The sequence below is a fragment of the Fundidesulfovibrio agrisoli genome, from assembly GCF_022808715.1.
Taxonomy (GTDB): domain Bacteria; phylum Desulfobacterota; class Desulfovibrionia; order Desulfovibrionales; family Desulfovibrionaceae; genus Fundidesulfovibrio; species Fundidesulfovibrio agrisoli.
Genome location: NZ_JAKZKX010000002.1, coordinates 243,017 through 269,630 on the forward strand (window position 1 = coordinate 243,017; position 26,614 = coordinate 269,630).

The following is a 26,614-nucleotide window of genomic DNA, read 5'->3' on the forward strand; positions in this document are numbered from 1 at the left end:
CAGGCCATGAGCGCCGCCCCCATCCCCAGGCACCCCATCCTGCTCGTGGACGACGAGGAGCAGGCCCTGCAGAGCTACGACCTCAACCTGCGCTACTCCGGGCTGACCAACACCATCCGCTGCTCGGACCCGCGCGAGGTCAAGAACATCCTGCGCGGCCAGACCGTCTCCCTCATCATGCTGGACCTGTGCATGCCGCACCTCAAGGGCGAGGAGCTGCTGGCCTTCATCAAGGACGAATTCCCCGAGATACCGGTCATCATCGTCACGGGCTACAACGAGGTGGAGACCGCCGTGCGCTGCATGCGCGCCGGGTCCGTGGACTACCTGGTCAAGCCGGTGGACCGCGCGCACCTGCTCTCGGCCGTGCGCCACGCCCTGGAGCAACGCCAGGAACCCGCGCCCCCGGCCCGGAAGGAGGACTCCGCCGAGAAGGAGAAGCCCTCCCCCACGGCGCGCATCGTCACGGAGAACCCGCGCATGAAGGCCGTGGTGGCCTACGTGGAGGCCGTGGCCCCCTCCAGCGAGCCCGTGCTCATCGCGGGGGAGACGGGCGTCGGCAAGGAGCTGGTGGCCCGCGCCATCCACGACGCCAGCGGCCTCACCGGCAAGTTCGTGGGCGTCAACGTGGCGGGCCTGGACGACGCCATGTTCTCCGACACGCTCTTCGGCCACAAGAAAGGCGCCTTCACCGGGGCCTCCATCGGCCGCAGGGGCCTCATCGAGGAGGCCGCCGGGGGCAGCCTGTTCCTGGACGAGATCGGCGACCTGGGCAAGGCCTCGCAGCTCAAGCTGCTTCGCATCATCCAGGAGCGCGAGTACTACCAGCTCGGTTCGGACACCACCAAGCCCCTGGAGGCCCGGCTCATCGTGGCCACCAACCAGCCGCTGGAGGAGCTCATCGAGCGCGACCAGTTCCGCAGCGACCTCTTCTTCCGGCTGCGCACGCACTACGTGGCCATCCCCCCGCTGCGCGAACGCATGGACGACCTGCCCCTGCTGGCACGGCACTTCCTGGTCAAGGCGGCGGAGCGGCTGGGCAAGCCCGTGCCCGCCACGCCCCCGGAGTTCCTGCCGCTCTTGGCCGGGCACGGCTTCCCGGGCAACATCCGGGAGCTGGAGGCCATGATCTTCAACGCCGTAGCCCTCTGCGAGGGGGATAGTTTGCCCATGGAGCCGCTGCGGGCCTGGATAGGCTCGGTGCGCAAGGGCGCCGGGCCGGAACTGTTCCCGCCGGTGCTGGAGGAAGGCGGGGGGCAGCCCGTGCCCACGCTGAAACAGGCGGAAGAGCGGATTATTCAAGAGGCTCTGGAGCGCGCCGGGGGCAACCAGAGCGAGGCCGCGAAGATGCTGGGGATTACGCGGCAGGCGTTGAATAGGAGGTTGTTGACGAAGAAGAGGAAGGGAGAGGGATAAGGAGGAAGGCCTCCGGTGGCCAAAGAGGGCTCCGCCCTCTCTGGATTCTCCCGCCAAAGGAACTTCGTTCCTTTGGAATCCATTTCCGCTTCGCATTCATTGCGTATTACCGACGAGAACGCGACCACACCGATAGCAAGGCGAAGCTGTTTGGGAGTGCAGAGGGCGCAGCCCTTTGCCCGCCGGAGGCTCCTCCTGAATCAAACCGCCCCGCCTACAGCCATCCTGGCAGCCCGTCCAGAATAAACTCCCCCGTCCGTAAGCTGAGCCGCAACCGCCAGTCCCGCGCCGTTTCCAGCCGCACCCGCACGTCCCACAAGAACTCCTGATGCCCCGGCCGTCCGCCCAGGACGGCGAACCGCGACAGCCCCTTCGCCAGCCAGCGCAGGCCTGCAATTCTTTCGGCGCGGTCGATGACGGGAGCCTCCCAGTCCGGGCCGCGCCCACCATCCGAGCCCTGCGCCAGCTCCGCCGCTCGCGTACCCGCCCTATGCCCGAACACCTGCGTGGCCAGCACCATGCCTCCGCCGATGCGGTTGGCCCCGTGCATCCCGGTGGCGCACTCACCGCAGGCCAGCAGGCCCTGCACGCGGGTCTGCGCCCATTCGTCGATGACCGCCCCGCCGTTGCTGGCGTGGGCCATGGGCGCGACACGCCCCTCTTCCAGCCGCACCGTGCCGTCCTGCTCCATCATCGCGGCCAGGGCCAAATCCACGGCCGAATCCTCCAGCCCGTAGCCGAACGGGCAGTGCCCCCGGCGCGCCCCTGCCAGCGCCGGGTCCGCGCCGCTCCAGTCCCCGGGTTGGAAGAAGCGCTTCCCCGGCACCGTGCCCCACATGTATTGCAGGTACCCGCAGTTGGCCATGTCCGCTCCTGCGTGCGCCAGCAGCCCGTGGCTGTACCCGGGCGCCCCCGGCCCGCTCATGGTGTGCCGGAACAGCCTCGCCGGGCCGCCCAGAGCCGCGACCACAGCCCTCGCACGCACCGGAACGGCCGCGCCGCCGCCCACAGGCAGGAGCAGCGCGCCAGGCTCCCTACCGCCGCGAACGGATACAGGCAGGACACCCGGCACGAACAGGCACCCCAGGGCGTCCAGCCGGGCCTTGAAACAGCCCCAGGCGCGTTCAAGGCCCTTGAACACGTAGGCCCGGCGGGAATCAGGGGAGAAGCAGGAGGAACGGGGAATCAGCGCGCCGCGCTCGTCGCGCTCGAAGGGCAGGCCCAGCCCGATCAGGTCGGCCAGCCGCGCCGCGCCCTCCTCCGCCTGGATGGCGAGCAGGCGCGCATCGAGAACGGCCTGGCCCCGGTTCAGGGCCTGGACCTCACGCACGTATTGTTCGCGCTCGGAGTCGTTCAGGCAGACGTGGACGCCCAGGGCGTCGTTGCGGTTGGCGAAGGAGGAGCCGGAGGGGACTGAAGCGAGGGAGACGACCGCCACCCGCAGTTTCGGGGCGGCGGACAAACAACTCAGCGCGGCGCGCAGCCCGGCAAGGCCGCCGCCGAGGATCAGCACGTCCACCCGTGAGGGCGGCACGGGCCCCTAGGCTCCCTTGCCCTGCTTGTTCAGGGCGAAGGTGAGCATCTTCTGGGCCTGCACGAACTGCGGGTCGAGCTTGAGGGCCAGCTTGGCGGCCTTCTCTGTCTTGTCCCAGCGTTCCCAGTCGATGTAGAGGCGGCCCAGGTTGAAATAGAGGTTGGGGTCGTCCTTGGCGTAGTTCACGGCGCGCATGAAGTACTTCTCGCCCAGCTCGAACTGGCCGAGCTTGCGCAGCACGATGCCGATGCGGTTGTAGAGCCTGAGCTGGTCGGGGCTCAGGTTGAGGGCTTCGTCCAGGTAGCCGAAGGCGTCCTGGAACATCTCGGCCTGGATGTAGATCTCCGCGATTTCGGCGCGCAACTCCGCATCGTTGGGGAACTCCCGGCAGAGGGAGGCGAAGGTCTTGCGGGCCTGGTCGAAATCCTTGGCCTCAAGCTGCTGCAGGCCCAGGGCGATGCCCTCGGCCCGGCGCTTGGAGCGCCCCTCCATCTGATCCTTGGCCTCCTCCACGGTGTTGGCCTGCAGCTCGCGCAGCAGCTCCCGCAGAACTTCCAGGAGGCCTTTTTCGTCCCCCGCCACGTAGGGGATAATGAGCGGATACAGCTTGCGCAGCGTCCTGTTGTTGTTGAGCTGGTAAACGGCCTGTTCGATGAGCTTGCCGAACTCGTCGCGCTCCGCCTTCATCAAGGGGGCCTTGAGGATGGCGGCCACGGCCTCGTACAGGGCGTTCACCGCGGGAAGCGGCTTCACCTGCTTGAGGTACGAGTTGACCTCGCTGATCTGTTTCCTGGCCTTGGTGAGTTCGGCGGACATTTCCCACCTTCCTGACGGCTTTTAGCGACCAAGCTCCCTGCGCAACATCTCCCGGTAGCGGACGAAGAAGGACCGGCTGTCGTGGGGTCCCGGCCCGGCCTCGGGGTGGTACTGGATGGCGATGATGGGCTTCTTGGTGTGCGCGAAGCCTTCCAGCGTGTTGTCGTTCAGGTTCACGTGGGTCATCTCCACGTTGTCCAGGCTGGCCAGGTCCACGCAGAAGCCGTGGTTCTGGGAGGAGATCTCGATGTGCCCGGTGGCGATCTCCTTCACGGGGTGGTTCAGGCCGTGGTGGCCGAACTTGAGCTTGTAGGTCCTGCCGCCGAGGGCCAGGCCCAGCAGCTGGTGGCCCAGGCAGATGCCCGCCGTGGGGTAGTCGTTCACCAGCAGGCTGGTGGCGTGCACCATGTCGGTGAGGGCGGCCGGGTCGCCGGGGCCGCTGGAGAGGAAAATGGATTCGGGGTTCAGCTTGCGCACCTGCTCGGCGGTGAAGAAGGCCGGAACCACCAGCAGATCGAGCCCCTGGGCAACCAGCAGACGCAGGATGTTCCACTTGATGCCGCAGTCGAAGGCCACCACGCGCGGGCCGGTGCCGGGCCAGTCGTACCCGCCGTCGGGCTTGAGGGCCACGATGCGGGGCCTGCCGTTCTCCCAGACGTAGGGTTCCTTGGGGGTCACCGCGTCGGCCAGGTTCAGGCCTTCCATGGAGGGCAGCTCCTGGGCCTGGCGCACGAGGTCCCGCGGGTCGGAGCATTCGGTGGAGATGATGCCGCGCTGCGCGCCGTGCAGGCGCAGGTGGCGGGTCAGGGCGCGGGTGTCGATTCCCTCGATGCCCATGACGCCGTGGCGCTCCAGGTAGGCGGGAAGGCTCTCCTTGGCGCGCCAGTTGGAGGGGGTCTTGCAGCATTCCTTGACGATGAAGGACGCGACCCGGACGCGGTCGGACTCCACGTCCTCCAGGTTGACGCCGTAGTTGCCTATATGGGGGTAGGTCATGCAGACCATCTGGCCGGTGTAGGAGGGGTCGGTGAGGACCTCCTGGTAGCCGGTCATGCCGGTATTGAAGATGACCTCGCCGCCTGCGCGGCCCGAACCGGTGAAAGAGGCGCCTTCGAACCAGGTGCCGTCCTCAAGGGCAAGAAAAGCTCTCATTGATGCTCCAGAAAACCGCATGAGCGGCGTGAAATGGCGGGGCCTTCGGCCGGACAGGTGCTGTATAATGCCGGGGGCCTGTTCGTCCAGTGCGTTGTTCTATTCCCTACCGGAAAGGCCCAATTCTATCAGCCGCCCCACCAGGGCCGTATAGTCAAGCCCCACGGCCCCCGCAGCCCTGGGCAGCAGGCTGGTGGAGGTCATGCCCGGGAGGGTGTTGACCTCCAGCAGCACCGGGGCCTGCCCGGTGAGGATGAAGTCGGAGCGGCTGCAGCCCCGCAGGCCAAGGGCCTTGTGAGCGGCCAGGGAGGCGCGCTCCACCGCCGCGAGAATCTCGCCGGGCAGGGGCGCGGGGCAGATCTCCTCCGCGGCGTCCTTCACGTACTTGCTTTCGTAGTCGAAGAAGACTCCGGCCTTGGGCTTGATGAGGATGGGCGGAAGGGCTTCGTCGCCGAGCACGGCGCAGGTGACCTCCAGCCCGTCCAGGGCGGGCTCCACCAGCACCTCCCGGTCGCGCTCGAAGGCGGCGGCCAGGGCGGCGGGCAGGCCGGACTCCTGGCGCACCAGGCTCATGCCCAGGCTGGAGCCGCCGTTGTTGGGCTTGAAGAACGCGGGCAGGCCGAAGCGGGGCCGCCAGGCCTCGCCGGGGTGGGCCACCAGCAGTTCCCAGTCGGCCGTTTCGAGGCCGCAGGCGCGGAACACCTGCTTGGCGGCGGCCTTGTTCAGGGCCAGGAAGGAGGCAGCCGGGCCGCTGCCCTGGTAGGGGCAGCCGGCCGCGTCCAGGATGGCCTGGATCAGGCCGTCCTCGCCGGGGGAGCCGTGCAGGTTCAGGAAGGCGAAGTCGTGCCGCCGGGCCTCGGCGGTGAGGGAATCGAAGCTGTGCAGCGGGTCGAGGAAGGTGACCGCGTGCCCCAGGGCGCGCAGGGCGGCGTCGATGTTGCGCGCCCCGCTCAGCGAGACGTCGCGTTCACTCGACCATCCGCCCGCTATCAAAAGTATCTTCATGGAGGTCCACCCCGAGTAGGTTTCCGAAGGCCTCTTCTATCATCGCGGACTGCTGCCGCGATTCGGCCAGCCTGTCGCGCACGTATTGCGTGCTGCCGTAGCGGGAGTAGAGGTCCTCGAAGCGTTCGTCAAGCGTGACTACCGTGTCGTGGCGGACCCGCTTGTCCCCGTAGATGATGGCCAGCGGCAGGAAGAAGGCCCGCACGTCTACATGCCAGGGCCAGTGCACGTGGTGCACGATGCCCATGGAGAGCAGCGGATTGCCCGTGGCCTGCTCCATCCAGGCTCCGCCCAGCTGGCTGTGGTTGCCTCCGTGGCGGATGGTGTAGGTCTTGGCGATGTCGTGCAGCAGGGCCGAGGCGCGCACCGTCTGCACGTCCACATCCAGCCCGGCCCGCTTGCCCAGCAGGGCCAGCCGGGTGGCCACCCGGGCCACGCCCAGGCTGTGCTGGCGGATGTGGGGCAGCATGCAGTAGCGGTCCCAGAATTCGTAGCACTGCATGTCCGTGGGCGCGGGGGGCATGTCGGCGGGGCTGGGCAGGCACGGAGCCTCCAGCCCGCCGTAAACCTGCCAGGGCGCGAGGGGCTGGGCGGATGCGGGCTTCACAGCAGGTCCCTGCAATGGCGGGTGGCAAATTCCAGGGCCTTTCGCGCCGGGCCGAGCGTGGGGTCGATCTCCAGTACGCGGCGCAGCGTCTCCTGGGCGTGGTTCCATTTCCCCGCGTCGATGTAGACCCGCGACAGGTTGAACAGATAGTTCACGTTGTTCTCGTCCTTCTCCAGCGCGGAGCGGTAGGCGCGCTCGGCGTTGTCGAACTGGCGGATCTTCCGGAAGGCCACGCCCATCATGGCCATGCTCTTGTGATCCTGCCGGTCGATGGCCACGGCCTTCTCAAGAAAGGTGATGCACTCGATGTGATTGATGTCGAAGAGCATCTTGCCGATCTCGGCCTGGAGCGGCGCATCGCCGGGGAAGTCGGCGCTCAGGCGGCCAAGGTGCTGCACGGCCCCGTCGAAGTACCTCTGGGCGATGAGCTGGCGGCCCTTTTCCATGCGGTCCGTGCGGGATTGCAGCCGGGCCTCCTCGGCCTCGCGCTGCCGGTCCTGGCGCAGGGAGCGCATCTTTTCGGGCAGCTCCCGCAGACGCGAGAGGAGCTGGAGCTCGTTGCGGGGCACGTATTCCAACGGCTCCGGGCACATCTGCTTCACCACTGGATCAAGGCTGATGAGGTGCACCGCCTTGGTGAGCAGATCCTGGTATTCCTTCTTTTCCTGACGGATCAGGACTCCGCCGTGCTTTATGTAGGCGTACAGGCCGTAGACAGCCGCCTTTATGGCGTCTTCCACCGAGCCATCCTTGAGGATGGAAACGATGTTCAACAAATGTTTTCGCGCCTGGACAATGATGTCCTGGGGTTCCAGCTCGCTCATACGACACCGTCTGAAGGCCACATCGGCCGGATTACCTGACTTAAGAGCCATTACCACGCCACGCGAGGCTTTTGCAAGCCAAATCTGGCGGCATGGAATGCCTGGGAGCCGATATACTGCATCCGGGCAACAATCCGCCCAAGAGAGACGACAGTCTCCGCCATGAGGGGGCTCCCGGCAGAATTATGTACCCCCCGGGTATGAATTCCAGATGTCAGAACCATGTAAGGAGGTTCATCTTCCGCCTCCCGGCCTTGACTTGCCCGCTTGGAGCCACCATATACCCGTGCATCCAGTCGCGGCGCTTCCATTTCACAACGCCGCATCATTTTGGGAGGTTCACCCATGTGCCTGGCAGTCCCCATGGAAGTGAAGCACATCGAAGGAGAGGTCGCCGACGTTGAAATCGGCGGCGTCCGCAAGCAGATCCGTCTCGACCTCATCGAAGACAAACCCGCCGTGGGCGAATTCGTCATCATCCACGCAGGATTCGCGATCAGGATTCTCAACCGCGAAGAAGCGCTGGAAACGTTGAAGATTTTCCAGGAGGGATGGAATCTTGACCTCATCTGATCCCCTCCGCGACCCGGCGCGTTGCAAGGAGCTCCTGGCTCAGATCGAAGAATCCGTCAAAGGCTCCACCCTTCGCTTCATGGAAGTCTGCGGCACCCACACCGTGGCCCTGTTCCGCAGCGGCGTGCATTCGCTGCTGCCGAAATCCGTGGTGCACCTCACCGGCCCTGGCTGCCCCGTGTGCGTGACGCACGAATCCGAGGTGGCCGCCTATCTCGAGCTCGCAGGCAAGGAGGGCGTCATCATCGCCACCTTCGGCGACCTGATGCGCGTGCCCGGCCCCGGCGGCGCCAGCCTGAAAAAGGCCCACGCCGAGGGAGCCCGCGTGGAGGTGGTCTATTCGCCCTTCGACGCCCTGGCCATCGCCCGCGACAACCCCGGCGACAAGGTGGTCTTCCTGGGCATCGGCTTCGAGACCACCACCCCCACCGTGGCCGCCACCGTGCGGATCGCCCGCCAGGAGGGGCTCAAGAACTTCCTGGTCATGCCCTTCCACAAGCTGGTTCCCCCGGCCCTGGACGCCCTGCTCTCCGACCCGGACATGGCCGTGGAGGGCTTCATGCTGCCCGGCCACGTCTCCGCCATCATCGGCATGGAGCCCTACAGGCCCCTGGCCGAGCGCTACCGCATCCCCGCCGTGGTGGCCGGTTTCGAGCCGGTGGACCTGCTCCAGGCCATCCTGCTCATGGCGGAGATGAAGCGCCAGGGCAAACCCAAGGTCATCAACAACTACAAGCGCGTGGTGGCCGACGAGGGCAACCCCAAGGCCCGGGCCATCGTGGCCGAGGTCTACAAGCCCGTGGACGCCCTCTGGCGCGGCATCGGCACCATCCCGCTCTCCGGCCTGGGCTTCACGGACGCCTACCGCGCCTACGACGCCTTCGAGGTGCTCGGCGTGGAGCTCAAGGCCTCCAAGCCGCTGCCCGGCTGCCGTTGCGGCGAGGTGCTCAAGGGCATCATGCGCCCCGACGAGTGCCCGCTGTTCGGCAAGGCCTGCACCCCGGCCCAGCCCGTGGGCCCGTGCATGGTCTCCACCGAGGGCAGTTGCGCCGCGTACTTCAAATACCAGATCGACCTCAACTCCGACCGGTAGGGCTCCATGAGCGACAAGATTCTTCTGGATCAAGGCAGCGGGGGCCTGGCCTCCCACCGGTTGGTGGCCGACGTGTTCTTCAAGCACCTGGGCAACCCCATCCTCAACCGCATGGACGACGCGGCCCTGCTCAACGCCTCCGGGCCTCTGGCCGTCAGCACCGACTCCTTCACGGTGGACCCCATCTTCTTCCCCGGAGGTGACATCGGCGCCCTGGCCGTGCACGGCACCGTCAACGACGTGGCCATGCTCGGGGCCAGGCCGCTCTACCTGACCTGCGGCTTCATCATCGAGGAAGGCTTCGCCGTGGCCGACCTGGAGCGCATCGTGGCCTCCATGGGGCAGGCCGCGAGAAAGGCCAAGGTCCGCATCGTGGCGGGCGACACCAAGGTGGTGCCGCGCGGCACGGCGGACAAGATCTTCATCAACACCACCGGCATCGGCCAGGTGCTGGCCAACCCCGCCCCCAGCGGGCACAGGGCCAAGCCCGGCGACGCGGTCATCATCTCCGGCACCCTGGGCGACCATGGCCTCACCGTGCTCTCCCACCGCCAGGGCCTCTCCTTCGAGGCTCCGGTGCAGAGCGACTGCGCCTCGCTCAATCATCTGACGCTCAAGCTCATCGAGGCCCTGCCCAAGGTCCACGTGCTGCGCGACCCCACCCGCGGCGGCCTGGCCACCTCGCTCAACGAGATCGCCCAGCAGTCCTCCGTGGGCATCGTGCTGGACGAGCCCGCCATCCCCGTGAGCGACGTGGTGCGCGCCGGCTGCGACATCCTCGGGCTGGACCCGCTCTACCTCGCCAACGAGGGCAAGCTCATCTGCGTGCTGCCCCAGAAGTACGCCCAGCAGGCCCTGACCATCATGCGCCGCGACCCGCTGGGCCGCCAGGCCAGGGTGATCGGCTCTGTGGTGGCCGACAGGCCTGGCAAGGTGGTGCTGCGCACCGGCATGGGCGGGCACAGGATGCTCGGCATGCTCGAAGGCGAGCAGCTGCCCCGCATCTGCTGACGCTCCCTGAAATCGCACATGCAAGCCCGGAGGCCCCCCGCCTCCGGGCTTTTTTTGCCGCCGGATTTCCGACACATGCGGCAACCCTTCGCGCCAACACCTCGGAATAACATACCAGGCCCACATGGCATGGATACTGCTATGCTTTTGGGACGACACACACCGGCCCAGGCCGGAGCGACATACTCTCTAAGCCGCAAGGAGGAGCCATGCTCTCGATCTTCACCGGTTCGGACCGCAAAGCGAAGGATCCCAACGAGGAACTCAAGCAGGGCAAGCGCCTCCAGCACGCCAAGGAGATGTTCTACTCCGGCAAGTTCCTGATGGTCACCACACCGAGCATCAAGGGCCGCCGCGCCAAAAGCGTGCTGGGCCTGGTCCACGGGCGCGGCTACGACGCCGAGTGCGCCATGCTCTCCCTGGCCGCATCCGCCATGGAGATCGGCGCGGAAGCCATCGTGGGCTATCAGGAGGCCGTGGCCTTCCATCCCGACGGCTCCAAGTTCTTCAGCTGCTACGGCACCGCCATCACCCTGGACAAGACCGCCCAGGCCAGGACCGCCATCCGCAGGGCCATAACGCACTAGGCCCCGCACCAGCCGCCTGCGGACGATTTTTGCCCGCCCGGCCCCTCCGCGGGGGGACGGGCGGGCATTTCGCACCGTCCGTCGCCAGAACAATCCCTACCGTGGCGCTCCGAGATAAAAATGAATTGGCCTGAGCCTTGTTTTCGCGTATCGATGACGTGACTTATGCCGTGGAGTTACGACGTCCAACGTTTGCAAGCGACACACAATGCGCACCGATGAAGCCGAACTTCTGGTAGTTGACGACGAAGCCCCCGTGCGGCTCAGTCTGGCCGCATACCTCGAGGACGAAGGCTTCATGGTCCGCACCGCCGATTCAGCCGAACAGGCGATCGACGTCGCGCGCTCGAACCCGCCGCATCTGGCCGTCGTGGACCTGCGCCTGCCCGGAATGGACGGCGCGGCCCTGATTCTCGAGCTTGCCCGCGACCATCCGGGCATGAAGTTCCTCATCCACACCGGCTCCACCAAGTTCAGCCTCTCGGAGGACCTCAAGTCCGCAGGGCTCGACGACAGCCACGTCTTCTTCAAGCCCGTGCTGGACATGGGGGAAATGGTGCGCAAAATCACGACTCTCCTCCAGGAATGACCCCATGACATATGAGCCCTTGGCCACGCTGCTGACCATCGACGATGAAGATGTCATCCGGCGCTCCTTCCAGGCCTACCTCGAAGACAGCGGTTTCAAGGTGCTCCAGGCCTCCAACGGCCGCCTCGGCCTTGAAGTCTTCCGCGCCGAACACCCCGACATCATCCTTGTTGACCTGCGCATGCCCGAGATGGACGGCCTCGAAGTGCTGGCCACCGTGGTTCGCGAGGCCCCGGACGTGCCCATCATCGTGGTCTCCGGCACCGGCATGATCCAGGACGCCATCGAGGCCCTGCGCCTCGGCGCCTGGGACTACGTGCTCAAGCCCGTGGAGGACCTGGGCATCCTGGAGCACTGCGTGCGCCGCGCCCTGGAGCGGGCCAAGCTCCTCAAGGAGAACAAGGCCCACCGCGAGAACCTGGAAAAACAGGTCCGCCGCAGGACCGTCGAGCTCCACGACCGCACCCTCCAACTGGAGGAGACCAACAAGCGCCTCCAGACCGAGATCAACGAGCGCAACGCCGCCGAGGCCAAATACCGCTCCATCTTCGAGAACGCCATCGAGGGCATCTTCCAGGTGGACCACCAGGGCCGCATGGTGAGCGCCAACCCGGCCATGGCCCGCATCCTGGGCTACGCCTCCCTGGAGGAGATGGCCGGTTCGGTCAGCGACCTGGCGGAGCGCATCTGCAGCGACCCCAGCAAGCGCGAGATATTCCAGCGCGTCATGAGCGACCACGGCAGCATCCAGGCCTTCGAGGTGCAGACCGTGCGCCAGGACGGCAGCCCCCTGTGGGCCTCCATCAACGCCCACCTCGTGCACGGCCCCACCGGCGAGAACGTGCGCTACGAGGGAACCCTGGAGGACATCAGCGAGCACAAGCGCTTCGAGGAGCAGCTGCTGCACCAGTCGCTGCACGACGCCCTCACCGGCCTGCCCAACCGCGCCCTGTTCATGGACCGCCTCTCCCAGGCCATCACGCGCTGCGCCCGGCACAACAGCTTCTTCGCCCTGCTCTACCTTGACGTGGACCGCTTCAAGGTCATCAACGACAGCCTCGGCCACGCCCTGGGCGACCAGTTCCTCATCAAGCTGGCCGAGCGCCTGAAGACCGTCACCCGCGAGGCCGACACCCTGGCCCGCATGGGCGGCGACGAGTTCGCCGTCATCTCGGAGCAGGTGCGCAGCCTCTCCGGGGCCACGCTGGTGGCGGAGCGCATCCTCGAGGAATTGAGCGCGCCCTTCAACATCGACGGGCAGGAGATCTACAGCACCGTCTCCATCGGCATCATCTGCTGCACGGGCTACTGCGGCACCGCCGAGGAAGTGCTGCGCGACGCGGACCTGACCATGTACCGCGCCAAGAGCATGGGCAAGTCGCGCTACGAGGTGTTCGACAACGCCCTGCACGAGCAGACCATCCGCCTGCTCACCATGGAGAACGAGTTCCGCAGGGCCCTGGCCAAGAACGAATTCGAGCTGCACTACCAGCCCATCGTGGACGTGAACACCGGCGCGACAGTGAGCCTGGAGGCCCTGCTGCGCTGGAAGCACCCCGAGCGGGGCTACATCCCGCCCCTTGAGTTCATTCCCCTGGCCGAGGAGAACGGGCTCATCGTGCCGCTGGGCTGGTGGGTACTGGAAGAGGCCTGCCGCATGCTGGCCCTCATCCAGAAGCGCTTCCCGCTGCCCACGCCCCTCTCCATGACCGTCAACATTTCGGCCAAGCAGTTCTCCCAGACGGACCTGGGCCAGAAGCTGGCGGGCCTGCTCCAGACGGCGGAGATCGCTCCGGGCAGCCTGGAACTGGAGATCACCGAGAGCGTCATCATGGATCGCGGCGAAGCTTCCATCGAACGCCTGGAGGAGCTCAAGGCCCTGGGCCTGCGCCTTTTCGTGGACGACTTCGGCACGGGCTACTCCTCGCTGTCGTACCTGCACCGCTTCCCCATCGACATGCTCAAGATCGACCGCTCCTTCATCCGGGAGATCGACGCCACCGGCGGCCACGCGGAGATCGTGCGGGCCATCGTGGGCCTGGGGCGCAACCTGGGCCTGGGCCTCATCGCCGAAGGCGTGGAGACCGAAGCCCAACTCGCCGTCATCAGGACGCTGGGCTGCCAGATGGCCCAGGGGTTCCTGTTCTCCAGGCCGCAGCCGGCCGAGGCCATCATGAACTACCTGGAGAAGGACTTCGCCGAGCGGCGCTAGCCGCCCTGGAACACTCCAGGCGGCCATACCGCAATGACAAAGCCCCCGCGCATCGGCGATGCGCGGGGGCTTTTAGCTGCATCAGGCCCGGGAGGCCTCCGTCAGACGGCCGCCGCGCTTGGCGCGCCCGCCGGTCACGAAGGCCCGGGAGGGATCATCCCGCAACTTCGGCACTCAATAGGTTTCGGCCGGAGGGGGGGGAGCTTGCTTTTTCTTCTTGTAGGTGCTGGGCGCGGCCTTTTTCTCCTGCTCGTGGCCGTAGAGGCCGCCCGCCACCGCGCCGAGCGCGCCGCCCACGGCCGCGCCCACGCCCACATAGCCGCCGGCGATGGCCGCGATGCCAGCGCCGGCGCCAGCGCCGATGACGCCGCCGCTCAACGCGCCCTGCTGGGTTTTGGTCATGTTGGTGCATCCGGCGCCCAACAACAACGAAAGGACAAGGACACCCGTGGTGAGAGTTCTGCTCATGGTTTCACCCGCTATTTGGCTGGAGTCTCAGGGATGGCCACTTCGTACCACAGAACCTCGACCACCGGCTTGGACTTGAGCTCGGGCTTTGTGGCGAAGGCCTTGTCCATGGCCGCGACGATCTCCTTGAGGGTGTAGCGCGACAGGCCGCGCACCCAACTCGGGACAAGGCTCTTCTGGACAGGGGGGAGACTGTCGCCCTGGACTTCCTTTTCCAGCTCCACCATGGTCGTGAGCCCGGCGATGAAGGCCAGGCGCTCGCCGTCGGTGGCGTTGACCCAGTTCTCGCCCGTGATGACCGGGAAGGTGGTCTTGTCCTGGGCCATGGCCTGGGCCTGGGCCGCGCCGCATGCGAACAGAGCGACGACGGCGACCATCGCCGTCAGTAGGATCGTCCTGCAAATCGCCACACCGTACCTCCTTGGTTACTGATTTCTAGTTGATTCGGTAAGCAACGTTACGTTGGACTTGGTGAAGAATCCGTCGAACCCGTCGTAGCGCTGGATGTATTCGTTCACCAGCAACGTGTGCGGGCTCATCTTGCTGAAAATCTGCTTGAGCCCCTCCTCGCGGGAGCCGACCAGCTCGGAAAGGAAGCCCAGCCCGTCGGCGCGCAGGGCCTCCACCGTGCTCTCGATGTTGGCGGTGTTGAAGGCCATGTGGTGGCTGCGCGGCCCGTAGTTGTGGATGAACAGCTCCGTGGGGCCGGAGGTCTCCACGCTCTGGAAGGGCTCGATGCCCGAGGTGAACACCTGGGCGTAGTCTTCCGGGGTGAGCCGGGCCACGTTGGTGATGGAGTTGAGCGGCTCCACGTAGACCGAGAAGGTGAAATTGTAGCCGGTGAGCTGCATGAACTCCAGGATGGCGGCGTCGCGCTCCTCGGCGCGCACGCGGGTGGCCACGTGGTCCAGTTCGCCGATGTTGGCCAGGTAGGCTTTGGCGGGTTTGGTCACGGGCAGGGCCAGGGGCCTGCAGTCGTCCGTCAGGTAGTCGGACTCACGGGTTTTCCACTCCACCAGGCCGATGGCGTTGCCGGTGAAGCGCGAAGGCATGGTCTGGGCGTAGCGATAGCGGGAGTTGTCGAACACGTGGTCCTTCAGGAAGAACACCCCGCGTTCGCGCTGGATTCGAGTGTATTCACGAACGTCCCGGCACTTGAAGACGAACGTCTCCAGCCGGGTGTTGGGCATGGCGGCGGTCTTGGCCCCGCGGTTGGCCTCGCGGAAGGGGTTGTCGGCGCCGGTGCGGGTCTGCACGATGAGGTCGGCTGAGCCTTCCAGGGCCAGCACGGCCACGTCGCGGTCACCGTCGGAGAAGGCGTACTTGAGCTGGTGCCCCGTGGTGGAGAGCAGTTGCAGGACGGCTGGCTGGAAATGATCCTGCTCGGTGGAGATCACCACGGCCTCCAGGCCGCCCACCAGGCCCTCCAGGCCAAGCTTGCGACGCTCCTGGATGATGGCCTCGGAGGTGGCCAGCAGGACGTTGTCGTCGTTCTTCAAAAATACGGACATGGAACCCCCGGGATGTTGAGTCATGGGGGTATCATAGCGCTTTCGGGCAGGTTGTCCAGCCGGGAGTGATTTTCCAGGAAGTGAGTGTTACATCATATCCACCGGATCCAGATCCAGCTGTAGCCTGAGCTTCCCGTTGCCGGTCATGGCCCGCAGGGCCTGGGCGTAGCTCTGGCGGATGGACGGCCAGTCCTGCGCCTTGAGCAGGCAGTTGAAGCGCCTGCGGTCGCGCAGCACGGCGATGGGCGCGGGCGACGGCCCGAGCACGCGCACCCCGGCCACGCCCCGCAGCGCGCGCGAAAGCTCCGTGATGGCCTCCGGCCCCTGCTCCCAGTCCCGTGGGTAGCTGGCCCGCACAAGGCCCAGCTTCACGAACGGCGGATAGCCGTACTTGCGGCGCTTCTCGATCTGCTGGGCGAAGAAGCCCTCGTAATCGGCGTTGCGCACCAGCTCCCAGAAGGGGTCGCCGGGGGTGCGCGTCTGGATGAGCACCCTGCCCGCCTTGCCGCCGCGCCCGGCGCGCCCCGCCACCTGCACCAGCATCTGGAAGCTGCGCTCCTCGGCGCGGTAGTCGGGCATGTTGCGCCCCATGTCCCCGTCGGCCACCACCACCAAGGTCACATCCGGGAAATCGTGCCCCTTGGAGAGCATCTGCGTGCCCACCAGCACCTGGGAGCGGCCCTGCCCGAAATCATCCAGGATGGCCTCGGCCCTGCCCGCGCGGCGGGCCACGTCGCGGTCCAGCCGGGCCACCGCGGCGTCCGCGGGCAGCACGGCCTGGAGCTGCTCGGCCAGCATCTCCGTGCCCTCGCCCATGGGCAGGAAGTTGCACCCCCCGCACGCGGAGCACGGGCGCGGAAAGCCCAGGCTCAGGCCGCAGTAATGGCAGACCAGGCGCTCCCGGCCCTTGTGGTAGGTCAGGGAGACCTCGCAACTGGGGCAGCGCTGCACCTGCTCGCAATCCAGGCAGAAGATCAGCGGGGCGTAGCCGCGCCTGTTCAGCAGGATCATGGCCTGCTCGCCCTTCTCCACCGTCTCGGCCAGGGCCGCGAGCGTCTGCGGGGCCAGCAGGCCCGCGCCCTCCCGGCCCAGGCAGGCGTCCAGGTGCACGGCCTTGTCCCGGGTGGACATGTCCACCAGCTCCACATCCGGGAGCCGCCCCGCCCCGGCGCGCCCGGCCATGACCACCTTGGGCGTCGCGCCGTCCAGCGCGGACTGGTAGGTCTTCACGTCCGGCGTGGCCGAGCCCAGCAGCAGCAAGGCCCCGGCCTGGCGGGCGCGGAAGAAGGCCACTTCCTTGGCCTGGTAGGGCAGGCGCTCGTCCTGCTTGAAAGAGGCGTCGTGCTCCTCGTCGAGGACGATCAGGCCAAGGTCCGCAACGGGCAGGAACAACGCGGAGCGCGTCCCCACGTACAGATGGGGGGAGCGGGCCTGGGCCGCCTCGCGGAAGACGCGCTCGCGGCGCACCGGGGTCTGGTAGCCGTGTGAGAACACCGGCTCGAACCCGAACCAGGCCCGAGCTCTTGCTCGCAGTGCCGAGGCCAGGGCCACCTCGGGCGCGAGCAGCATTACGGACCTGCCCCGGCGAAGCGTCTCCAGGGCCAGCTCGAAATACAGGCGCGTCTTGCCGCTGCCCGTGACCCCGTGCACCAGCCGCTCCCCGCCGGGGCCGGGGGGCAGCTGGGGCGCAAGCTCCTCAAGCGCGGCGGCCTGCTCGGCGGTCAGGGGGGGGCGGTCTTCGGGTTCGCAGGGGTCGCAGGGTTCGTCGGGCTCCTCCGGCGGCGGGCCGAGCACGATGCAGCCCTTGCCCTCCAAAGTCTTGAGCGCGGCACCCACGCCCGGCCCCAGGGAATCGCGCAGCTGCGACGGGGTGGCCTGGCCCCTGGCGAAGAGCATCTCCAGCACGGCGATCTGCACGGAGGCCGCCGGGCGCACGGGCCAGGGCGGGTCCACCAGCAGGCGGTAGGCGGGCTCCGGCTCGGCGGCGGAGACGGAGAGCACGGCCTCGCCCCCGCGCCAGGCCACGGCCAAATCCGCCAGAGGCACAGGGCAGTCTTCAACCTTGGAGAGCGGCACCTTCTGTCTGCGCCCGCCCTGGCGCACGGTCAGGCTGGCCTTGGCCGAACGCAGCCCCGCCGGAAGCAGCGTGGCCAGCACCTGGCCGGGGTGGGCCATCTGGCGGGCGGCCAGGTTCTCCACCAGGGTCACATAGCCCGGCGCAAGCAGGGGCGACAGCTCCAGGGGCCAGACGAAATCGCGCAGGGCCACGCCCTCGGGCAGGGGTTCGCCCGGGCCGAGCACCACCCCGGCGCGCAGGGAACGGCCCATGGGCACGGCCACGCGCAGGCCGGGCGGCAGATCCCAGCCCGCGAAATGCGGGGGGACGCCGTAGGTCAGCGAGGCGAACGGCGGTGAGAGCAGCGCTACGCGCACAAGGGTGGACATGGCGGTGGGAAAGGCCGGGCCGCGCAGGGCGGCCCGGCCGGGGGTGCGGTTAAACGGGCATGAAGTCCCGCAGCTTGGAGATGAGCGGGTAGCGCAGCTCCTCGTCCTGCAGGGCGAAGTAGATGTTGGCGGCCAGGTAGTCCACCCAGTCGCCCGCGTCGAAGCGCTGGCCCCGAAGCTTCACCGCCAGCAGGCGGCCCTTCTTGGCCTGGCCGCGCAGGGCGTCGGTGAGCTGGTACTCGCCCTCCTTGTTGGGGGTCAGGGCTTCCAGGTGCTCGAAGATCTCGGGGAAGAGCACGTAGCGGCCCACCATGGCCAGCTTGGAGGGGGCCTCGCTGGGCTTGGGCTTCTCCACCAGGTCGCGCACGCGGTACAGGCCGGAGGAGAACTCGTCGGCCTCGATGATGCCGTAGCTGGAGACCTTGTCCGCCGGGACCTCCATCACGCCCACCACGGACATGTGCTCGGACTGGGCCACGGCCATGAGCTGCTTGATGCCCGGCTCCATGCTGAACATCAGGTCGTCGCCCACCATGACCGCGAAGGGCTCGTTCTTGACCACTTCCTTGGCGCAGAGCACGGCGTGGCCAAGGCCCAGCTGCTTCTTCTGGCGCACGGTGATGATGTTGGCCATCTCGGCGGTCTGGCGCACGGTCTCCAGCAGGTCGAGCTTGCCGGAGCGCTCCAGGATGTTCTCCAAGGCCAGGTTGTAGTCGAAGTGGTCCTCGATGATGGTCTTGTTGCGGTTGGTGATGAACACCACGTCCGTGAGCCCGGCCGCCTGGGCCTCCTCCACCACGTACTGCACCACCGGCTTCTTGAAGATGGGCAGCATCTCCTTGGGAACGTTCTTGGTGGCCGGCAGTGAGCGCGTGCCCCAGCCCGCCACGGGAACGACGACTTTCTTGATCTCCATCGGACTCAACCTCCAGGCTCGCGCCTTTATTCCTCTAGCGATTTTCTATGGGAATCGCCTAGAAAGTCCAGTGAAAACGGCCTGCTCAGCGCAGGTGCTCCTTGAGGGTGCCCGCCAGGCCCTCCGCCAGGGAGCGCACCAGGGCGTCGTCCGACCCCTCCACCATGACCCTGGCCACCGACTCCGTGCCGGAATAGCGCAGGAGCACGCGGCCCTTGCCCGCCAGGGCGGCCTCGCACTCGGCCACGGCCTTGGTTACCGCCGGGACGCGGTCGAAGGGGATCTTGCGCTCCACGTGCACGTTGATGAGCAATTGCGGGTAGGGCCTGAGCAGGTTGGCCAGCTCGGAGAGGGGCTTGCCCCGCTCCAGCATGATGCGGATCAGCTGCAGGGCGGCCAGGGTGCCGTCGCCGGTGGTGGCGTGGCGCCTGAAGATAATGTGGCCGGACTGCTCCCCGCCCAGGGTGGCGCCTTCGCGCTGCATGGCCTCGAAGACGTAGCGGTCGCCCACGGGGGTGCGCAGCAGCCTGCCGCCGCGCTCGTTCATGAACACCTCCAGGGCCATGTTGCTCATCACGGTGGCCACCAGCAGGTTGCCGGGCAGTTCGCCCCGCTCCATCATGTCCAGGGCGCAGATGGCCATGATCTGGTCGCCGTCGAGCACGGTTCCCTTCTCGTCCACCACGATCACGCGGTCCGCGTCGCCGTCCAGGGCGATGCCGATGTCGGCCCCCGTCTCCCGGACCATCTGGGCCGCCACGGAGGGATAGAGCGAGCCCACCTGGCGGTTGATGTTCTTGCCGTCGGGCTCCACGCCCGCGCGGATCACCTTGGCCCCCAGCTCCTCCAGGATCAGGGGCGAGACGCGGTAGGCCGCGCCGTTGGCGCAGTCGATGACCACCTTGAGGCCGTCGAAGGTCAGCTCCGAGGGGATGGTGGACTTGAGGTAGACGTTGTATCGCCCGGGGCTGTCCTCGATCTTGAAGGCCCGGCCCACGTCCTCGGGGGCGGGGAACTCCCAGCAGGACTCGTCGCAGCCGGTCACGCGCTCGGCGATGCGGTCTTCGGCGTCGTCGGGCAGCTTGCAGCCCTGGCGGTCGAAGAACTTGATGCCGTTGTCCATGTAGGGGTTGTGGGAGGCGGAGATCACCACGCCCACGTCCGCCCGCATGGAGCGCGTCAGGAAGGCGATGGCCGGGGTGGGCAGCGGACCCACCAGGAAGACGTCCATGCCCGAGGCGCAAAAACCCGAGGCCAGCGCGTATTCGAAGATATAGCCGGAGAGCCGCGTATCCTTGCCGATGACGACCTTGTGCCTGCCCTTGCCGTTGCGGAAGTGCACGCCGGCCGCCAGGCCCAGGCGCAGGGCCACTTCGGGGGTCATGGGATGGATGTTCACCTGGCCGCGCAGGCCGTCGGTTCCGAAGAGGCGCTTGTTCATCGATACTCCTGTCATTTGACGAAAACGGAGACGCGCTCCGGCTTCGCCTGTATCAGCTCGCAGCCCTGGGGCAGCGTCACTTTGTAGGCATATTCGTGGCGTCCCGGCGGCGTCGCGGGGGGCACCTCCACGTAGGCGTCCACCAGCCCGCGCCAGCCGCCCTCGCGCAGCAGGGGCACGGGCACGCGCAGGCGCAGGGTCACGTTCTCGGGCGCGACGCGGATGGAGGCCGGGCCCTGGTAGGCCACGCGCACAGGCGCTTCGGCAACTGCTTCGCGCACGTTCTGCCGGAACTGCACCCTGGCCTTCACGGTCCGGGGATTGGCCTCCACCTGGTCGGGCAGGACCAGCCGGACATAGGCCTCGAAGGCGCCGGAGGGCGCATCGGGCAGGGCCATGGGCTCCACCAGCACCTCGTCCACGTCCTGCAATACGGATTCAGGCCCTGAGAGCGCCACCTTCGGCGGGTCGAGCTGGCTGACGATGGTGTAGTCCCGGGCGGAGGCGTCCTTGAAGGCCCCGAGCACCGGCACCGTCCGGGTGACGCGACGCTCGACGAAGAATTCCAGGTTTGCGGGCCTGACCTCGACCACCTCGAACAGCCGGGAGAGGGCCACGGCGTCCGGCCCCACCACCACGGTGTTGCGCCCGGGCACGAGCTTGGAGGCGTCCAGGGTGTAGACGAGCTCGGCCGGGTCCACGCTGCGCACCAGCCCCTTGGGGCCGCGCACCAGCACGTCCAGGTGGTCGCGGGGGGCCCCCAGCAGCACCAGGCCGTCGGCCAGGCCGGACATCTCGACGCGCACGCGCACCCAGGAGTCCACCCGCTCCCTGCCGGTCACGAGATACCATGAAAGCACCGCGAGCAAAAGCGCGAGTATTCTGGAGTACCACAGGGAGTTCATCGGCGCTCCGCCCACTGCGTCAGCAGCAGTTCCTCCAGGGCGGCGGGTTCCAGCACGCCGGAGAGCGTGCCCGCCTGGGCCGCGCGGATCTCGCCGCGCTCCTCCGAGACCACCAGGGCCAGGGCGTCGGTCTCCTCGGTGACGCCGACGGCAGCCCGGTGGCGCGTGCCGAAGGCCGTGGAGAGGGCGCTGTGCGAGGCCAGGGGCAGGATGCAGCCCACCGCCGCCACCTTGGCCCCGCGCACGATCACGGCCCCGTCGTGCAGGGGGCTCTCATGGTGGAACACCGCCTGGAGCACCTCCGGGCGGATGTCCGTGGCCAGGGCGATGCCCCTGTCCATGATGTCGCCCAGGGGCACGCCGCGCTCCAGCACCACCAGCGCGCCGACCTTGCGTTCGGCCAGCCCCAGCAGGCTGGCAGCCAATTGGGCCGCCGCCTCGCGCCCGCGCGTGGTGTGTTTGCGGCCGCCGAACCAGCGCAGGCCCACCTGGGCCAGGGCCTTGCGGATGTCCGCCTGGAAAAGGATGACCATGACCAGGAAGAAGGAGTTCAGGAAGTTGGTCAGCAGCCAATGCAGGGTGTAGAGGCCGAATTCCCCGGAGAGGTAGTTGGCCACCAGCACCACGATGACCCCGTGGATCACGGATACGGCCCGCGTGCCGCGCACCAAGAGGATCATGCGGTAGAACAGCAGCCCCACCAGGGTGACGTCCAGGGCTTCGCGCCAGCCCACGTGGATGTTGTCGAGCCAGGGTGTCATGGACGCATGGCCTCCGCGAGTGTCAGGGCCTGCACCGCCTGGGCGGCCTGGTGCACCCGGTGGATGCGCGCCCCAGCGAGCTGGGCCAGGGCCGTGGCCACCTGGGTGGCGGGGCCGCGCTCGTGCACATCCAGCCCCAGGAGCTTGCCCAGAAACGATTTGTTGGAGAGCCCCATGAGGATGGGCCTGCCCAGGCCCAGGAAGGTTCCCAGGCCGCGCAGCAGGGTCAGGTTGTGCTCCAGGGTCTTGCCGAAGCCGATGCCCGGGTCCAGCGCGACCCTGTCCTCGGGCAGCCCGGCCCGGGTAAGGGTTTCCAGCCCCCGTTCGAAGAAGGCCCGCACCTCGGAGAGCACGTCGTCGTAGCGGGGGGCCACCTGCATGGTTCCGGGCTTGCCCAGGGAGTGCATGAGCACGTAGCCGGGCTTGCGGCTCGCCACCACCTCCAGCAGGGCGGGCTCGAAGGAGCAGGCGGAGACGTCGTTGACGATGGCCGCCCCGGCCTCCAGGGCCTGGCGGGCCACCTCGGCCTTGTAGGTGTCCACCGAGACGATCGCCTCGGGGTGGCGCTCCAGGATGCCCCGGATCACGGGGATCACCCGGCGCAGCTCCTCGTCCTGGTCCACTTCCTCGGCGAAGGGGCGCGTGGATTCGCCGCCCACGTCCACGATGGCCGCGCCCTCGGACAGCAGCCGGGAGGCGTGCCCGCAGGCGGCGGTGGCCTCGAAGTTGCGGCCGCCGTCGGAGAAGGAGTCAGGGGTGACGTTGACGATGCCCATCACGAGAAAAGGGGCAGGCTTCAACACCCGCCCCTGTGTCACCGTCCACGCGGCAATGCCGGGAGATACGTCTGCGTGGTTCACCGGTGGGCCGCTCCGCTCAGAAGGTTGGCGGACCCGGGCGCATACGCGCCCGGATCCTTGCTGGATTTACTCGGGGAAGGAATCAGTCGCCCCCGGAGGCTTTCTTTTCGGATTCTTGGGCTGAGCCCTCTCCGGCCTCGCTGCCGGATTTCGCGGCCTGCCCGGATTCAGCCTGGACGGATGCCGAAGGAGCGGGCTCGGCCTCGGGTTTCGCTTCGTCCTTGCCGGGATCGGCCTTGGCGGCGGGCTCCAGGGGAGGCAGTTCCTGATCCTTGAGCAGCAGGTCGATGTCGGCCCCGCTGATGGTCTCGCGGTCCAGAAGCGCCTTGGCGATGGAGTGCAGGTACTTGATGTTGGCGGTGAGCAGTTCCTTGGCCTTGGCGTGGCAGCCTTCCACGATGTTGCGCACCTCGGCGTCGATCTGGCGGGAGGTGTCCTCGCTGAAGTTCTTGTGGTGCATCAGCTCGCGGCCAAGGAAGATCTCCTCGTCCTTTTCGCCGTAGGAGAGCGGGCCCAGCTTCTCGCTCATGCCCCACTTGCAGACCATCTTGCGGGCCATGTCCGTGGCGCGCTCGATGTCGTTGCCGGCGCCGGTGGTCAGCTGGTCCAGCACGACCTCCTCGGCCACGCGCCCGCCCAAGAGCATGACGATCCTGGTGGTCAGGTAGGTCTTGGAGTAGGTATGGCGGTCGTCCTCGGGCAGCTGCATGGTGATGCCCAGGGCGCGGCCGCGCGGAATGATGGAGACCTTGTGCACCGGGTCGGAGTCCTTCATGAGCTTGGCCACCAGGGCGTGGCCGGCCTCGTGGTAGGCGGTGGTGCGCTTCTCCTCGTCGGAGAGTATCAGGCTGCGCCGCTCCTTGCCCATGAGCACCTTGTCCTTGGCCATCTCGAAGTCGTCCATGGTCACGCGGTCGCGGTTGAGCTTGGCCGCGGAGAGGGCCGCCTCGTTGACCAGGTTCTCCAGGTCGGCGCCGGAGAAGCCGGGCGTGCCCTTGGCCAGGATGTCCAGGTCAACCGAGCTGTCGATGGGGGTGCGCCGGGTGTGCACCTCCAGGATGCGCCTGCGGCCGCGCAGGTCCGGCGCGGGGACCACCACCTGGCGGTCGAAGCGGCCGGGGCGCAGGAGCGCCGGGTCGAGCACGTCGGGGCGGTTGGTGGCCGCGATGAGGATGACGCCCTCGTTGGATTCGAAGCCGTCCATCTCCACCAGGAGCTGGTTCAGGGTCTGCTCGCGTTCGTCGTGGCCGCCGCCCAGGCCGGCGCCGCGCTGGCGGCCCACGGCGTCGATCTCGTCGATGAAGATGAGGCAGGGGGCGTTCTTCTTGCCCTGCACGAACAGGTCGCGCACGCGGGCCGCGCCCACGCCCACGAACATCTCAACGAAGTCGGAGCCGGAGATGGAGAAGAAGGGCACGCCCGCCTCGCCCGCCACGGCGCGGGCCAGCAGGGTCTTGCCGGTGCCGGGCGAGCCCACGAGCAGCACGCCCTTGGGGATGCGCCCGCCCAGGCGGGTGAACTTCTTGGGGTCGGAGAGGAACTGCACGATCTCGTTGAGCTCCTCCTTGGCCTCGTCGACACCGGCCACGTCCTGGAAGGTGACGCGCTGCGTGTCCTGATTGATGAGCCGCGCCCGCGAGCGCCCGAAGGACATGGCCTTGCCCCCGCCGCCCTGCATCTGGCGCATGAAGAAGATCCACACGCCGATGAGCAGGAGCATGGGGAACCACGAGACCATCAGCGAAACGTACCAGGGGGACTCCTCCTCGGGTTCGGCGCGCACCTGGACCTTGTTGGCGATGAGCGTCTGCACCAGGGTGGGGTCGTTGGGGGAGTAGGTGGCGAAGCGCTGATTGTCGGTGGTGATGCCCTCGATGCGGTGGCCCTGGATCTTCACGGCCTCGACCTGGCCCGCGGTGGCCTTCTTCAGGAATTCCGAATAGGCCAGCTTGCTGGACTGGGGGGGCTGCTGATTCAGAAGATTGAAAAGGACGATCATGACCAGACAAATGACCGCCCAGATACCCAAGTTCTTCGTAAGATTATTCAATTGGATTCCTCCGTGGAGGGTTTCCTCCAGCGGGATAGGTAACACAGCCGGCATGGGCTGTCCATGCGCTGCCTGTTGATGTTGGCGGCTGGAAGGTGTACAAGCCCCACTCTTCGGAAGCGTATCGTCACCGGTGTGGCGCCTGGACTTCAAATCCAGTGGACGGCTCATCCCCGTCGGTAGGTTCGACCCCTATACGCTTCCGCCAGCGCCGGATTTCCGAAGGACGCCGCCTCGCGGCGTCCTTTTTCTTTGCCGGCGCAACCGGCCTACCCCGCCGTCTGGGCCAGCCAGGCGCGCATGGCGGCGATCTGGTCCTCCACGCGGGCGGGGGAGGTGCCGCCGTGGGTGTTGCGGCGGTTCATGGCCGCCTCGTAGGTCAGTATCTCGGCCACATCCGGGCCGATGGAGGCGCTCAGGGCCTGCAGTTCGGCCAGGGTGAGGTCCTCCAGGCCGCAGCCCTTGCGCTCGGCCAGGGCCACCGCCGATCCGGCCACATGGTGCGCCTCGCGGAAGGGCACTCCCTTGGCCGCCAGGTAGTCCGCCAGCTCCGTGGCGTTCAGGAAGCCCAGCTTCAGGGCCTGGCGCATGCGCTCCGGCCTGAAGCCCATGACCTTCATCATCTCCGCCATGATGGCCAGGGAGTCGCTCACGGTGCGGTCGGCGTCGAAGAAGGGCTCCTTGTCCTCCTGCATGTCCCGGTTGTAGGCCAGGGGCAGGCCCTTCATCAGGGTCAGCAGGTTGAAGAGCGAGCCGTAGACCCTGCCCGTCTTGCCGCGCATGAGCTCGGCCACGTCCGGGTTCTTCTTCTGGGGCATGATGGAGGAGCCGGTGGCGTAGGCGTCCGGCAGGGCCACGTAGCCGAAATTGGGGTTGGACCAGATGATGAGCTCCTCGCAGAGGCGCGAGAGGTGCATCATGGCCGTGGAGCCGGTGAAGAGGGCCTCCAGGGCGAAATCACGGTCCGACACGGCGTCCAGGCTGTTGTTGAAGGTGCCGTTCAGGCCAAGCTCCCCGGCCACGGCCGCCGGGTCCAGCGGGAAGGTGGTGCCCGCCAGGGCAGCCGCGCCCAGGGGCGACACGGCGGAGCGCTTCAGGGCGTCTCGGCAGCGCTCGAAGTCGCGCTTGAACATCCAGGCGTAGGCCATCAGGTGGTGGCCCAGGCTCACGGGCTGGGCGGGCTGCATGTGGGTGTAGCCCGGCAGCATGGTCCGGGTGTGCTCGGCGGCGCGGTCGGCCAGCACGCCGATCAGCGCGGCCAGCAGCTCGGACCAGACCTCCAGCCGGGCGCTGACGAAGAGGCGGAAGTCCAGGCAGACCTGGTCGTTGCGGCTGCGCCCGGTGTGCAGCTTGCGGCCCGCGTCGCCGATCATCTCGGTGAGCCGGGCCTCGATGTTCATGTGCACGTCCTCAAGCTCGTCCTTCCAGACGAACGCGCCGGACTCGATGTCCTTGAGGATGGCGTCCAGGCCGTCCACGATCTGCGCGGCCTCGGCATCGCTGATGACGCCCTGCTTGGCCAGCATGCGGGCGTGGGCCTTGGAGCCGGCCACGTCCTGGGCGTAGAGGGCCTTGTCGTAGCGGACGGAGCCCGTGTAGCGCTCGACTATCTTGGAGGTGGGTTCGGCGAAGCGGCCGCCCCAGGGCTTGGACGATGCGGACATGAAGTGCCTCCGGTGGCTGGGTGGGATTGCGGGCTGCTCCGGCCGCCGTCACATCCAGCCCTGCCCGCCAGCGCCCCCGGCACCCCGATATATTTGAAGAATATCGTTGTGCCGGGGGCGCTGGCGGGCAGGGCCGGACATGCCGGCTTACCGTGTCGCGGCGCGCAGCCGGTA

Annotated in this window: 24 protein-coding genes and 1 tRNA gene; 8 read left to right on the forward strand and 17 right to left on the reverse strand. The window is 67.4% G+C overall.

Annotation, left to right across the window (positions count from 1 at the left end; genetic code table 11):
- The first annotated feature begins 6 nt into the window (after positions 1–6).
- Positions 7–1,416, forward strand: a complete 1,410-nt coding sequence (locus MLE27_RS02520; RefSeq protein ID WP_243310309.1) for a sigma-54-dependent transcriptional regulator — start codon at positions 7–9, stop codon at positions 1,414–1,416.
- A gap of 214 nt (positions 1,417–1,630) precedes the next feature.
- Here MLE27_RS02520 and MLE27_RS02525 read toward each other — a convergent pair whose 3' ends face one another.
- From MLE27_RS02525 to MLE27_RS18110, 6 genes are all read right to left on the reverse strand, one after another.
- Positions 1,631–2,950 carry an FAD-binding protein gene (locus MLE27_RS02525; RefSeq protein WP_243310310.1) on the reverse strand — a complete coding sequence of 440 codons (1,320 nt, stop codon included), beginning with the start codon at positions 2,948–2,950 and terminating at the stop codon, positions 1,631–1,633.
- Between the two features lie 6 nt (positions 2,951–2,956).
- The gene (locus MLE27_RS02530; RefSeq protein WP_243310311.1) at positions 2,957–3,766 is read right to left on the reverse strand and encodes a tetratricopeptide repeat protein; all 810 of its coding nucleotides are present in this window, start codon (positions 3,764–3,766) and stop codon (positions 2,957–2,959) included.
- 21 nt (positions 3,767–3,787) lie between these two features.
- Positions 3,788–4,918: a glutamine-hydrolyzing carbamoyl-phosphate synthase small subunit gene (gene carA, locus MLE27_RS02535; RefSeq protein WP_243310312.1), complete on the reverse strand. Its 1,131-nt coding sequence runs from the start codon at positions 4,916–4,918 to the stop codon at positions 3,788–3,790.
- A 99-nt stretch (positions 4,919–5,017) separates the two neighbouring features.
- On the reverse strand, positions 5,018–5,923 hold the full coding sequence (locus MLE27_RS02540; RefSeq protein ID WP_243310313.1) for a D-alanine--D-alanine ligase family protein: 906 nt from the start codon (positions 5,921–5,923) through the stop codon (positions 5,018–5,020).
- Positions 5,886–6,530 (reverse strand): HDIG domain-containing metalloprotein, encoded by a 645-nt coding sequence (locus MLE27_RS02545; protein WP_243310314.1) that lies wholly within the window; start codon positions 6,528–6,530, stop codon positions 5,886–5,888. Before MLE27_RS02545 ends, MLE27_RS02540 begins: the two co-directional genes overlap by 38 nt.
- On the reverse strand, positions 6,527–7,270 hold the full coding sequence (locus tag MLE27_RS18110; protein ID WP_243310315.1) for a tetratricopeptide repeat protein: 744 nt from the start codon (positions 7,268–7,270) through the stop codon (positions 6,527–6,529). The genes MLE27_RS02545 and MLE27_RS18110 overlap by 4 nt, the downstream gene beginning before the upstream one ends.
- A 429-nt stretch (positions 7,271–7,699) precedes the next feature.
- On the opposite strand from MLE27_RS18110, the gene MLE27_RS02555 reads away from it, so the two are divergent.
- The 6 genes from MLE27_RS02555 to MLE27_RS02580 all read left to right on the forward strand — a co-directional run bounded on the left by MLE27_RS02555 (position 7,700) and on the right by MLE27_RS02580 (position 13,419).
- Positions 7,700–7,927, forward strand: a complete 228-nt coding sequence (locus tag MLE27_RS02555) for a HypC/HybG/HupF family hydrogenase formation chaperone (protein WP_243310316.1) — start codon at positions 7,700–7,702, stop codon at positions 7,925–7,927.
- Positions 7,914–9,020 carry a hydrogenase formation protein HypD gene (gene hypD / locus MLE27_RS02560; protein ID WP_243310317.1) on the forward strand — a complete coding sequence of 369 codons (1,107 nt, stop codon included), beginning with the start codon at positions 7,914–7,916 and terminating at the stop codon, positions 9,018–9,020. Before MLE27_RS02555 ends, hypD begins: the two co-directional genes overlap by 14 nt.
- 6 nt (positions 9,021–9,026) lie before the next feature.
- A complete protein-coding gene (hypE, locus tag MLE27_RS02565) occupies positions 9,027–10,031 on the forward strand; it encodes a hydrogenase expression/formation protein HypE (protein WP_243310318.1) in 1,005 nt (334 codons plus the stop codon).
- 209 nt (positions 10,032–10,240) lie between these two features.
- On the forward strand, positions 10,241–10,618 hold the full coding sequence (locus tag MLE27_RS02570; protein ID WP_243310319.1) for a YbjQ family protein: 378 nt from the start codon (positions 10,241–10,243) through the stop codon (positions 10,616–10,618).
- Between the two features lie 208 nt (positions 10,619–10,826).
- Positions 10,827–11,207 (forward strand): response regulator, encoded by a 381-nt coding sequence (locus MLE27_RS02575; RefSeq protein ID WP_243310320.1) that lies wholly within the window; start codon positions 10,827–10,829, stop codon positions 11,205–11,207.
- Between the two features lie 4 nt (positions 11,208–11,211).
- Complete coding sequence (locus MLE27_RS02580; protein ID WP_243310321.1) at positions 11,212–13,419, forward strand: EAL domain-containing response regulator; 2,208 nt, start codon at positions 11,212–11,214, stop codon at positions 13,417–13,419.
- 174 nt (positions 13,420–13,593) lie between these two features.
- Here the strand turns inward: MLE27_RS02580 and MLE27_RS02585 are convergent, their stop codons facing one another.
- From MLE27_RS02585 to ftsH, 10 genes are all read right to left on the reverse strand, one after another.
- Positions 13,594–13,821, reverse strand: a complete 228-nt coding sequence (locus MLE27_RS02585; protein WP_243310322.1) for a glycine zipper domain-containing protein — start codon at positions 13,819–13,821, stop codon at positions 13,594–13,596.
- 77 nt (positions 13,822–13,898) lie between these two features.
- Complete coding sequence (locus tag MLE27_RS02590) at positions 13,899–14,297, reverse strand: hypothetical protein (protein ID WP_243310323.1); 399 nt, start codon at positions 14,295–14,297, stop codon at positions 13,899–13,901.
- 15 nt (positions 14,298–14,312) lie between these two features.
- Positions 14,313–15,398, reverse strand: coding sequence for a VOC family protein (locus MLE27_RS02595; protein WP_243310324.1), 1,086 nt, complete (start codon positions 15,396–15,398; stop codon positions 14,313–14,315).
- Between the two features lie 87 nt (positions 15,399–15,485).
- Positions 15,486–17,843, reverse strand: coding sequence for a replication restart helicase PriA (gene priA, locus MLE27_RS02600; RefSeq protein WP_243310325.1), 2,358 nt, complete (start codon positions 17,841–17,843; stop codon positions 15,486–15,488).
- A 49-nt stretch (positions 17,844–17,892) separates the two neighbouring features.
- Positions 17,893–18,759, reverse strand: a complete 867-nt coding sequence (gene galU, locus MLE27_RS02605) for a UTP--glucose-1-phosphate uridylyltransferase GalU (protein WP_243310326.1) — start codon at positions 18,757–18,759, stop codon at positions 17,893–17,895.
- A gap of 85 nt (positions 18,760–18,844) precedes the next feature.
- Positions 18,845–20,200, reverse strand: coding sequence for a phosphoglucosamine mutase (glmM, locus tag MLE27_RS02610; RefSeq protein WP_243310327.1), 1,356 nt, complete (start codon positions 20,198–20,200; stop codon positions 18,845–18,847).
- Positions 20,201–20,211: 11 nt separating this feature from the next.
- A complete protein-coding gene (locus tag MLE27_RS02615) occupies positions 20,212–21,105 on the reverse strand; it encodes a hypothetical protein (protein ID WP_243310328.1) in 894 nt (297 codons plus the stop codon).
- Positions 21,102–21,866, reverse strand: a complete 765-nt coding sequence (gene cdaA, locus MLE27_RS02620) for a diadenylate cyclase CdaA (RefSeq protein ID WP_243310329.1) — start codon at positions 21,864–21,866, stop codon at positions 21,102–21,104. The genes MLE27_RS02615 and cdaA overlap by 4 nt, the downstream gene beginning before the upstream one ends.
- On the reverse strand, positions 21,863–22,666 hold the full coding sequence (gene folP, locus MLE27_RS02625; protein WP_423747957.1) for a dihydropteroate synthase: 804 nt from the start codon (positions 22,664–22,666) through the stop codon (positions 21,863–21,865). Before folP ends, cdaA begins: the two co-directional genes overlap by 4 nt.
- A gap of 142 nt (positions 22,667–22,808) precedes the next feature.
- Positions 22,809–24,776 carry an ATP-dependent zinc metalloprotease FtsH gene (gene ftsH / locus MLE27_RS02630; protein WP_243310330.1) on the reverse strand — a complete coding sequence of 656 codons (1,968 nt, stop codon included), beginning with the start codon at positions 24,774–24,776 and terminating at the stop codon, positions 22,809–22,811.
- 115 nt (positions 24,777–24,891) lie between these two features.
- Here ftsH and MLE27_RS02635 point away from each other — a divergent pair.
- Positions 24,892–24,984, forward strand: a tRNA-Sec gene (locus MLE27_RS02635).
- A gap of 61 nt (positions 24,985–25,045) precedes the next feature.
- Here the strand turns inward: MLE27_RS02635 and argH are convergent.
- Complete coding sequence (gene argH / locus MLE27_RS02640; protein WP_243310331.1) at positions 25,046–26,440, reverse strand: argininosuccinate lyase; 1,395 nt, start codon at positions 26,438–26,440, stop codon at positions 25,046–25,048.
- Between the last annotated feature and the right edge of the window lie 174 nt (positions 26,441–26,614).